Source organism: Paenibacillus solanacearum (assembly GCF_910593845.1).
GTDB lineage: Bacteria > Bacillota > Bacilli > Paenibacillales > NBRC-103111 > Paenibacillus_G > Paenibacillus_G solanacearum.
The window spans coordinates 74,141-83,668 of the sequence record NZ_CAJVAS010000029.1 but is presented as its reverse complement, the minus strand read 5'-3'; the positions used below and the strand labels follow the sequence as shown (position 1 = coordinate 83,668).

At 40.8% G+C, this 9,528-nt stretch carries 12 protein-coding genes and 1 tRNA gene; 8 read left to right on the top strand and 5 right to left on the bottom strand.

Features of this window, described 5'->3' with window-relative positions:
- Positions 1-18 precede the first annotated feature (18 nt).
- The gene (locus KXG62_RS24050; RefSeq protein WP_218094558.1) at positions 19-231 is read right to left on the bottom strand and encodes an AAA family ATPase; all 213 of its coding nucleotides are present in this window, start codon (positions 229-231) and stop codon (positions 19-21) included.
- A gap of 316 nt (positions 232-547) precedes the next feature.
- On the opposite strand from KXG62_RS24050, the gene radC reads away from it, so the two are divergent.
- The 5 genes from radC (at position 548) to KXG62_RS24025 (ending at position 4,139) form a co-directional block, all read left to right on the top strand.
- Entirely contained in the window at positions 548-1,156 is a 609-nt protein-coding gene (gene radC, locus KXG62_RS24045; RefSeq protein ID WP_218094557.1) for a RadC family protein, read from the top strand.
- A 341-nt stretch (positions 1,157-1,497) separates the two neighbouring features.
- A complete protein-coding gene (locus KXG62_RS24040) occupies positions 1,498-2,097 on the top strand; it encodes a hypothetical protein (protein WP_218094556.1) in 600 nt (199 codons plus the stop codon).
- Between the two features lie 314 nt (positions 2,098-2,411).
- Positions 2,412-2,780, top strand: a complete 369-nt coding sequence (locus tag KXG62_RS24035) for a helix-turn-helix domain-containing protein (RefSeq protein WP_218094555.1) — start codon at positions 2,412-2,414, stop codon at positions 2,778-2,780.
- Between the two features lie 78 nt (positions 2,781-2,858).
- The gene (locus KXG62_RS24030) at positions 2,859-3,272 is read left to right on the top strand and encodes a lecithin retinol acyltransferase family protein (RefSeq protein ID WP_218094554.1); all 414 of its coding nucleotides are present in this window, start codon (positions 2,859-2,861) and stop codon (positions 3,270-3,272) included.
- 18 nt (positions 3,273-3,290) lie between these two features.
- Positions 3,291-4,139: a stalk domain-containing protein gene (locus tag KXG62_RS24025; RefSeq protein WP_218094553.1), complete on the top strand. Its 849-nt coding sequence runs from the start codon at positions 3,291-3,293 to the stop codon at positions 4,137-4,139.
- Positions 4,140-4,195: 56 nt separating this feature from the next.
- On the opposite strand, the gene KXG62_RS24020 is transcribed toward KXG62_RS24025, so the two are convergent.
- Complete coding sequence (locus tag KXG62_RS24020) at positions 4,196-5,278, bottom strand: hypothetical protein (protein ID WP_218094552.1); 1,083 nt, start codon at positions 5,276-5,278, stop codon at positions 4,196-4,198.
- A 148-nt stretch (positions 5,279-5,426) separates the two neighbouring features.
- Positions 5,427-6,452, bottom strand: a complete 1,026-nt coding sequence (locus KXG62_RS24015; RefSeq protein ID WP_218094551.1) for a hypothetical protein — start codon at positions 6,450-6,452, stop codon at positions 5,427-5,429.
- Positions 6,453-6,811: 359 nt separating this feature from the next.
- On the opposite strand from KXG62_RS24015, the gene KXG62_RS24010 reads away from it, so the two are divergent.
- From KXG62_RS24010 to KXG62_RS24000, 3 genes are all read left to right on the top strand, one after another.
- Positions 6,812-7,015, top strand: coding sequence for a helix-turn-helix domain-containing protein (locus KXG62_RS24010; RefSeq protein WP_218094550.1), 204 nt, complete (start codon positions 6,812-6,814; stop codon positions 7,013-7,015).
- A 90-nt stretch (positions 7,016-7,105) separates the two neighbouring features.
- Positions 7,106-7,321: a hypothetical protein gene (locus tag KXG62_RS24005; RefSeq protein WP_218094549.1), complete on the top strand. Its 216-nt coding sequence runs from the start codon at positions 7,106-7,108 to the stop codon at positions 7,319-7,321.
- A gap of 48 nt (positions 7,322-7,369) precedes the next feature.
- A complete protein-coding gene (locus KXG62_RS24000) occupies positions 7,370-8,584 on the top strand; it encodes a site-specific integrase (protein ID WP_218094548.1) in 1,215 nt (404 codons plus the stop codon).
- A gap of 275 nt (positions 8,585-8,859) precedes the next feature.
- Here the strand turns inward: KXG62_RS24000 and KXG62_RS23995 are convergent.
- A tRNA-Ala gene (locus tag KXG62_RS23995) sits at positions 8,860-8,932 on the bottom strand.
- A gap of 96 nt (positions 8,933-9,028) precedes the next feature.
- Positions 9,029-9,511: a transcriptional regulator NrdR gene (gene nrdR / locus KXG62_RS23990; RefSeq protein WP_218094547.1), complete on the bottom strand. Its 483-nt coding sequence runs from the start codon at positions 9,509-9,511 to the stop codon at positions 9,029-9,031.
- Between the last annotated feature and the right edge of the window lie 17 nt (positions 9,512-9,528).

Genomic DNA, 9,528 nt, shown 5'->3' with positions numbered 1-9,528 from the left:
CATAACTGTTCCTCATTTCTAATCAGGTATTTCTATTATTCTACCATACCGAGTATTCGTGGTGTTTTTCACCACACTTCTAATATCTTTATCAAGAAGAAATCTTAGAGCATACATAAAGTTAGTTTTCCCCATATCGTTCATACCAAAGATTACGTTCTGATTTGTCAGGTCAACACTTATATTGCTAAAATTACGAAAATTCTCTATTGACAAACTGTTTAGTTTCATAATACCCCTCCAAATATTTGAATTGATTACTCCTGGTAAATTAGAATTATCTTCAAATAATCGATCCAAACGTAAATTGATTCTCTATTACTAAAATTCGACATCTTCCATCATTATCCTTTTTTTAAAAACTACAAGAATAAGGCCTTTTGTACTATTTAAATCGAAAAATAGTGAAATTAAATTCTATATTATACTCCTGAACCTATGCATGATAGGTTGTCCTCGCGAGAGACTGTCATGCAAGCGTCGAATGCCGTAAGTCGCATTGGACGCTTTTATTTTTCCAAACCCAAATCAGGAGGCGTTCGTAACCATGCACCCGAACAAACGTGATGAATTGAAACACCTAATTTCCGAATCTCTAAGGGAGAAACCTGACAGTTACACCGTTCAAAGTCTGTTCGAGAAATTCCCAACTATACCCGAATTAATGGATGCTTCAGAACCACTCTTAATGAATATTAAGGGCATAGGCTGGGGAAAAGCACGACAACTGACGGCCTTGTTCAAGCTGGTGAAGACGCTCTCGATTCCTTCCCACGATCAATGTATGATCCGATCACCTAAGGACGCATTTGATATTTTAGAACCCGAATTGAGATATTCCACAAAGGAGCATTTTATTTGCTTATTTCTGAACACCAAGAACAGGGTTCTTCATCATGAAATTGTTTCAATAGGCTCCCTGAACGCCGCAATCGTACATCCTCGCGAAGTGTTTCGAGCCGCGATTCAGCGTTGCAGCGCTTCAATTATTTGCGCTCACAATCATCCCAGCGGGGATTCTACCCCATCTCCAGAAGACATTTCTCTGACCAAGCGGCTTGTGAGCGTTGGCGAACTCGTTGGCATAGAGGTACTGGATCACATCATAATCGGATCAGGCAATTTTGTTTCTCTTAAAGAACAGGGGCTGATGTGAATCCAAAATTCCATTTGCATCCTGCTAAAAAATCGGCTATTCTAAAACAGACTTTACTTTTCAAATTGAGAATATCTGGCTTTTAACAACAATCGTTTACTTCAAAAGATTGCTTGAAAGATTTCAGTGAACGGGACTCTGTATGTTCCTATTGTGAATCTTTCTTTGCTATCCCGTGAAGTGAACGTTTTTATTTTTATTTTACAATTAGTGACTCAAATGTCGGAAAATGAGTACACTTCACACTTTTTCAAATCGGCTATATCGAAGGTTCTTTGCAATAACCACTAATCAAAGAGGAGGATGGAATCTCATACTCAGAAGAATGGGGTTCGGAAAAAATGAAAAGCAGAAACATGATTATTAAGGTGATGCAAAGCGGTAAGGTAATTGATCGTACAGAAGGAAAAGACGAATATATTCAAGTGGGAATGAAGTACTCTCTAGGTATTGGAGGCTACGTTGTCTTTTCGTATGAAAATCAGCAGATTGTCGTAACCAGATATACACTTAGAAACACTGAGGGATATCGAGTGTCTATCAAAGAAGCTGGTCTATATATCGTTACAAATGTTTTCATTCAACCATTGCCAAGAACCGCCAAAAACATTCGAATGTTGTATAATAAAATTAAAGAGACCCTTGGACAAATGATTTTCAAGATTGATGAAGACCAAGAATTAACTGTTCCATATCATATATCGTTGGTGATTAAGAAAAATTTGGGCAGGTATGAGACGCGGTTCATTGTCAAAGCAAACCCTAATGATCTGACATACGAAGCGATTGATGAAGTACAAGAACTTTTAGCTCAAGTTTCCAAGTTGGATTTTAGCGTGATCCCAGAACTTGTTTCAGTTGAGAACCAATCGGAAGTATCTTTATTAGTGAATCAAACATTCATTCAAGATATGCAAAATATTCAGAGAAAAAGAAATTAACGAGCATAAAAAGATTTAACCAACGACAAGTTTTATGATCATTATACTGAATACTGACTTTTAATAACAATCGTTTACTTCAAGATAGCTTGAAAGATTCTCGTAACGGAACGCCGTGTGTTCCGGTCTCGAGTTTTTCTTTGCTATCCTGCGAAGTGGACGATTTTTTATTTGCATTTTAACAATCTCTAAATCAAAATCCGGGAAACCGATACGCTCAGTACAAATTCTATACTATAGGCGTTTTTCCCCAAACTTTAGTGCTTTGCCGACAAACAAAAGTAATTTTATTCTTTTAATAGGAGGTGAGGAGAATGGAACAAAGCGATATTATTGCTGAAAACATTCGAATTATTCGTATTATCAAGGGATGGAGTCAGGAGCAGCTCGCTCTAAGCGCTGGTATCACTCCATCATATATTGGTCAGATTGAGCGCAGAGAAAAGACTCCGACCATTGGAATTATAGAAAAAATTTGTAATGCTCTGGATATTTCAATGGTGGACTTACTATCGATTCATGATGCAAAAGGTGACAGTCCACGGATTAAAAACACTAGCAAGCAATCATTGGAAGAAATAAGACAAGTCATGTTGGAAGTGCTTAGAGACAATAAGCTTATTAACTGTTCCAGTCAAGCAATCCATACTGAAATCCAACCAAAAACAAAAGGCGAGTCATAATCGCGTGTCCATCAGTCAACAGAGAAGCCGAGACATCTTTTATCATTAATCAAATAATTACTAAAGGAGAATCATTTTATGAACCATCCACTATCGTTTTTAGGTGAGACAGTGAAAAAGGCCACTAAGACAGCTATTAATGTGCTTGAAAGTAGTCAAGCTGCGCCTATAAAAGCTGCTAAAGCATATTTCGGAACTGACCCGCATTTGGAAAAAGGTGACCATATTAGTGTATATTGCGGGTACATGCATCATGGACTTTACATAGGTAATGGGTTGGTCATTCATTATACCAAATCTAATGGCAAGGGAAGAATTCAAGTAGATTCTTTAGAAACATTCAAGAATGGCAAAGCAATTGAGCAGCGCCATTCTAGCTTGAAACGCAGTCGTGATGAAGCAATAAATAAAGCTTACGGCAGGTTAGGCGAGTCACAATATAATTTAATTTTCAATAATTGCGAGCACTTTGTTACATGGTGCAGAGGCTAACAAAGGAGATAACCGTCTATGATCTCAATCAAGAAAATGACTATCGGCCTGACTGTCGCCTTTACTTTGTCCACAGCTACGGCTCCGGTAGCCTACATCCATGCTGCTTCAAATGACAGCAACAACAAAAGTATTATACTGAAGGTTAACGACCCGTGGATGTATGTCAACAGCGGCACTGACCAAGATATCAAAATGCTTGATTCTGAAGAAGGCTCAACCCCGGTCATTCGCAATGACAGAACGTTACTCCCTATTGCCAACATTGTCAATGAATTTGGTGGAACAGTCAAATGGGATTCATCAGACAAAAAAGTCTCCATAGTCTTAAACGGCAACAGTATAAATTTGTGGATTGACAGTAAGAAAGCCGTTGTTAACCAAACAGAGAAGACACTGGATGTCTCACCAACCATCATCAATAATCGGACAATGGTTCCTTTAAGATTTGTAAGCGAAAATTTAAAGATTAAATTAATCTGGGATGGAGACAACCAAATTATCGCACTTTACAATGGTGATTACTCGAATGTGCCTTCAAGCTATGGTGAGTACTTTAATTATGAGTCCGACACTCCAAATAACGAAAATGAAGGAAGCGAAACAAAGAAAAGCACTGATACTGTTGAAAGCGATAAACCCCTTGATAAAAATGGAGTACTAATCGCTGTTGGAGACAGGGTAACTTACAGCTTCTTCTACGGAAAAGTTGAAAAGATTGATCGGGGCAGAGTGTTGGTTTCATGGGATAGCAAAAATAATCTCTGGCTGAAGGATGAAGATGCTGATTTTATGGCGGCACTAGCAGGCATAAAGTACAAATCCAAAAGCTGGATTGATGCTGCCAGTATTACCGCCGACAAATAAAAGCACATAACTGATTCACTGTATAAGGCGCTCAGAGCAGAGCGCCTTATATTTTTTCATAATTCAAAAAGGCTTGGCAAATAATCTACGCCCCACTTGATCGGAATAGTGACAGGATTTATGCCTAATTCATGCAATTGCTTCACACACTTCGCAAACTCACCCTTATCCATAACAGCATCCTTCGTCTTCCAAATTCCTCTTTTGGCATTGACCATCTCCAACGTTCTCAGTAGAGCGGCCTTCTTATCTGCCCCGATCTTCTTATTTTGAATGATTTGCCTTGCCCTCGGTAGTGTATAGTAGTCACCGATCCCAATCGTTTTTTTGAAAAAAGAGCGGAGAATAGAACAAGCAATACCTTGATTAAGAAATTGGGTAAACCCTACCCTATTAAGTCCATTGGCGCGAATGGTTTGGTACACTTTATTATAATGACATTGAACCTCAAAACGAATCGTATTAGAGGCTCTGTAATCGTTACAAGGCAATTCGTTTTCTTGCATTTGTATACCCTTATCATAACAATTGACGGTAAGTGTCACATGGCTGTTTTTCGATTTAGACTGACTCTTACTAAAAATATAAAAGCTATTCTCTGGTGGTTCATACCGCTTGCTTGTCGGGTTAAAGATAACATATTGCTGAAAGCCGTCAGGAATATTGGCGCGGCGGATTAACTCCATGTATAGCTTGCTGTGCTGAGTGTATAAATTAACGGCGTAGTCTACTCTTTTCACGCTGTATGCATTTAGCAAATCAAGCATGAATGGTTTGAGATACTTGTTTCCTTTCTTGCTGACAAAGGCCTTCCTGATCGGATCGAATGCTTTTTTAAACGCTTTGATTATTGCCGCTTCATACCTTTCATCTGCAAGTTGATAATAATCGTTGCCGTCCAGCAACCTTATCGGATTCATTATAATTTCTAAAGCGGAGTAGCTTATGCCTTCCCCGATTTCTACATACCTAAGAATTAGTCTCAAACCCTGCTTTAACAGCAAATGACAGTGATAGGTTTCATCCTTTTCCTTGTAGAAACTCGTGTTCTGACGATTTGAGAGATGTTGGAGTACCTCAAACACTCCTGAATATAAGTGGTAATTTAACTTGTAAAACATATGAACCGTATGCAGCATAACAAAAAACCTCCAATCATATCTGATTTAGGTTTTTGTTACGCGCATTTTTGTTTTTTATTATAAGGCCATATATTTCGATAATCAGGTGAACTGACTATAAGAATGAATGTCTACACTTATAAAATAAATATATACGTATATAAGACTATAGATAAATTTCGTGCTCGGAAATAAACTCTTCCAAACGTATTTTATCAAGCACAAAGGCTCGCTTTCCATTACTCAGCTTCTTATCGGGCCGGGGCTTCGCCTCACCCTCAACTTCTAATATCCCCAATTTATGAAGATGGGCATATAATTTACTGTCAACTTTGAAACTGTTGCCCGATCTTTTAATCTCTTCCGTTGTGTGCGTCTTTACAATATCAAATTTAATGGCCCACTTGGAGTCATCTTGCCAACCAATTATGCCTTCTTGCAATCTGGAAGAGTCACTCATCGGTAACAAACTTGATTTATCGATTAAGCCTTTGATGCTTTTCAAAAACACAACCGCTCGGTATGTCATCTGATCTATAGTTTTCTTGGGATCATCTTCACTTTTCCACATCGCAATTTGACCATCTTTCATGTAATGAAAGTATCCTGACTCTGTTCGTCCAAAAAATTCATCAATCCATCCGATGCGATCATCAAAAAGAACCTTATCATCGTCTTCACTTAACAACCGTGTTGAAAGCCAGATTGAACGTAATAAATAGGGGTACTGGCTGCCCCGATACAAGTAGTAATCATAATCCAGGTAGTTAGGATTAATCCATTTGATCCCTGCGAGCGTTTCATTAAGCAAATCCAATTCTATGTACTTGTATGTGTGCCAATTGATTCTGGCATAGACTCTGATGCTCAGGCCCGCCTCTTTAAATCGCTGTTGCTCATCATCAAATACTCGAAGACGATATTGGGGAATGATAAAGAAATTACAGATCGGTTTCCCATCTTTCTTTGACTCCTCATCCTCATCTTCATCCTCTTGGATTTGCATAATTCTTTTCCTCGATACTTTCAACAGCTTATTTTCTTCAATCAAAAAATCCTCTCCCACTTCCGAGAAGATCGCATTAATCTCTTTCTTCGCCTTCTTTATTTTTGCAAATTCCTTTGGGTTTTCTATACGTCTTACGTACCGGACTGCCTTTGAGGAGAAATGAGCCGCTAAATCGTTTATCACCTAATCACCTGCTTGCTGTTTTATAAGAAATAATTTATAGACGTACATCGTCTTAATTAAGCATTTCCCAAACACTAATAGTCCCAAAGCCAGTACAAGCACTCCAATGAATCTTCCATTTAATTTTGGGGGATTTGGGGAAGCCGGGAATAGTGGGAAAGTTGGGAAGTTATATTTTTCAGACTTTAATCTTGAATTCTGCTCAATGCCGCTTGTAGCAAGGAAGTGACAAGAAATCAGTAACAATCAAATAAGGGACAAACAAATGAAAAGGGGGACTACATAAACTTTGCCAATCTCATTTCGTGTTCCCCTGATTTTCGTTTCTATATTATACCTTGGAGAAGGAGGAATGACTATTGTTTTACGATTACGATGATATCGTTACTGTTGAAACACTAATGGAGATGCTCGGCATAGGCAGAAATTCAGCCTACTATCTGCTGAAAACCAATCAGATCAAATCGGTTAAAATCGGACGTACCTACAGAATCCCCAAGAAAAGCGTTCAGGAGTATGTTTTGAACAGTCTTCGGCAACCAAGTGAAGCAGCTACAAAATAAAACCAAACCTAAAATGAGGAGCATTATCCCGCAGGCATTTCGCTGCGGGATATTTTTGTTTTCCTGAATTTTGAGAAGGAGGTGTCAGAAATGAACAGACAGCTATGGGCCGCTCTTGAGGATGTTCATCTACATTCTCGTCTTGCCAACATTGCCAAAAGGCACGTAAAGCTGGTTTTGGAGTTTGGGGAAGGTTCGACCCCCATCACAAGAAGAGAGGCCATTAAGGATGAAATCCAGCAGTTGCGCCATGAGAGAGATACGTTAATCGAATCTACTGCAAGTTCACTTTCCAATTCAAAATAATTTAGCCTCTAACACCATCTTAATCAAACAAACCGGAGGAGTAGCTATATGCAGACAAAAATCAACAAGGATGAAAAGAACGGAACCTATTGGTTCGTAGTTAGCGCCGGGAAGGATGAAAACGGCAATCGAAGACAAATAAAACGCCGGGGCTTTCGAACGGAGAAGGAAGCCGCAAGAGAAATGCGAAAGCTTTTGCAGCAAGTTGATGACAAAACGTACATCAAGAATGCCAAGATCAAGTACCATGAATTTCTTGAGGGGGAATGGTTGGACAGCAAAGCTTTAAAGCTGCGACCTGTTACATTAGGAACATACAAGCTAAACATTCTGAATCACATCAAGCCTTATTTCCAGAATCAAGAGATGAGCAAAATCACCACGCAAATGATCGAAAAATTCTATGCGCATCTGTTCCAAACCAAGGGCTTGTCGGAGCGAACGATTCAGGACATTCATAAAATAGTCAAAAGCTCGTTCCAAACGGCGGTGAAGCGAAAGCACCTTTCCTATAGCCCAGCGGCAGAAGCAGAGGCTCCTAAAGTGCCAAGAAAAGAAATGAGTGTTTGGAATCTGGACGAGTCCGTACGGTTCCTCAAGCTTTGCGAGAAGCATGAACTGCATCTTGCATTTCTGCTGGCGCTAACAACCGGGATGCGACAATCTGAAATATTGGCTCTAAGATGGAAGGACCTAGACCTTGAACAAGGAGTGCTTTATGTTCGTCAAACCCTCAGTCATGACGGCAAGCAGATATATCAAGACACCAAAACTAAATCCAGTATGCGAACCATTACACTGATTGACCGTACCCTTGGAGATCTGAAGGAGCAGAAAAAGAAATACGAGAAGAAACGGCGATCTGCCGGAGCATTCTTCCAAGACAACGATCTAATCATATGTACCAAGATCGGAACCCCTGTCAATCCCCGCAATCTCCTCCGCACGTTTTATGACCTTATGAAGAAGGCTGATGTTCCCAAAATTCGCTTTCACGATCTGAGACATACTGTGGCTACTCTGATGCTCAGCCGCAACATCAATCCCAAGGTAGTAAAGGAAATATTGGGCCATTCCGATATTCGCGTCACATTGGATACGTATAGTCACGTATTACCTTCTGTTCATAAGGAAACGGCACAGCAGTATGGCAACATGCTCTTTGGGACGGAGCAAATGAGCAAGGAACGTGAATCTTCATTCACCGTCCAACCAAACAGCCTGTTCGACCCCGGTTCTGAATCGTCAACGACGATTCAATAATTAGCCCTCAAGCTACTGACCGCCTTTCAACGGAGCTTTCGGAGCGGTACAAAATGAATTGCCCTGCCTTCATCAGAGGACAGGGCGATTGCTTCTCTTAGCGAAAAAGTAATGTTCTGATCGAATCCCATCAGCCCCGAAAAAGCCGAAATATCACCCAAATATCTCTTAGTGTGACCAAACGTGTGACCACGGCCTCAAATCCCCACCTTTTAAGGCATAGAAAAAACCGCCAAACACCTGGAATCCCTTGTGTTTAGCGGCTTTCTTTTGTATGGAGCCTAGGGGGATCGAACCCCTGACCTCATCGCTGCCAGCGATGCGCTCTCCCAGCTGAGCTAAGGCCCCGCGGTATGTTATCGTTCCGCGATTCATGCGGCGACAAAGAGTAATATATCATAGCGGCAAAAAGCTTGTCAACTTTTTTCGCAACAAAATGATCGATTACAATTTGCCGCCGTCGCCGACGACATGATGCTTCGATAACAGCTCGTTCAATTCCTTCATGAACATGTTGATGTCCTTGAACTGACGGTAGACGGAAGCAAAGCGAATATACGCTACCTCGTCGACCGGGTACAGCTGCGTCATGACGATCTCGCCGATTTCGCGGCTGTCGACTTCCGCTTGTGCCGTATTGCGCACCTGCTTCTCGACCTCGGAGACGATTTTCTCCAGCTGCTCTACGGATACAGGGCGCTTCTCGCAGGCGCGAATGAGGCCGCGGAGCATCTTCTCCCGGCTGAATTCTTCACGGCTGCCGTCCTTCTTGATGACGATCAGCGGCGTTTCCTCCACCATCTCGAAGGTGGTGAAGCGCTTCTGACACTTTTCGCATTCTCTGCGGCGGCGGATCGATTTATTCTCATTAGCGGAACGCGAATCGAGCACTTTGGTGCCCGGGTAGTCGCAATAAGGGCATTTCATTAACTCGCTCATCCTTT

Coding starts and splice junctions, on each gene's coding strand:
- KXG62_RS24000 (WP_218094548.1), top strand. CDS start 7,370: ATGCAGACAAAAATCAACAAGGATGAAAAGAACGGAACCTATTGGTTC.
- KXG62_RS24050 (WP_218094558.1), bottom strand. CDS start 231: ATGAAACTAAACAGTTTGTCAATAGAGAATTTTCGTAATTTTAGCAAT.
- KXG62_RS24035 (WP_218094555.1), top strand. CDS start 2,412: ATGGAACAAAGCGATATTATTGCTGAAAACATTCGAATTATTCGTATT.
- nrdR (WP_218094547.1), bottom strand. CDS start 9,511: ATGAAATGCCCTTATTGCGACTACCCGGGCACCAAAGTGCTCGATTCG.
- radC (WP_218094557.1), top strand. CDS start 548: ATGCACCCGAACAAACGTGATGAATTGAAACACCTAATTTCCGAATCT.
- KXG62_RS24020 (WP_218094552.1), bottom strand. CDS start 5,278: ATGCTGCATACGGTTCATATGTTTTACAAGTTAAATTACCACTTATAT.
- KXG62_RS24005 (WP_218094549.1), top strand. CDS start 7,106: ATGAACAGACAGCTATGGGCCGCTCTTGAGGATGTTCATCTACATTCT.
- KXG62_RS24040 (WP_218094556.1), top strand. CDS start 1,498: ATGAAAAGCAGAAACATGATTATTAAGGTGATGCAAAGCGGTAAGGTA.
- KXG62_RS24025 (WP_218094553.1), top strand. CDS start 3,291: ATGATCTCAATCAAGAAAATGACTATCGGCCTGACTGTCGCCTTTACT.
- KXG62_RS24030 (WP_218094554.1), top strand. CDS start 2,859: ATGAACCATCCACTATCGTTTTTAGGTGAGACAGTGAAAAAGGCCACT.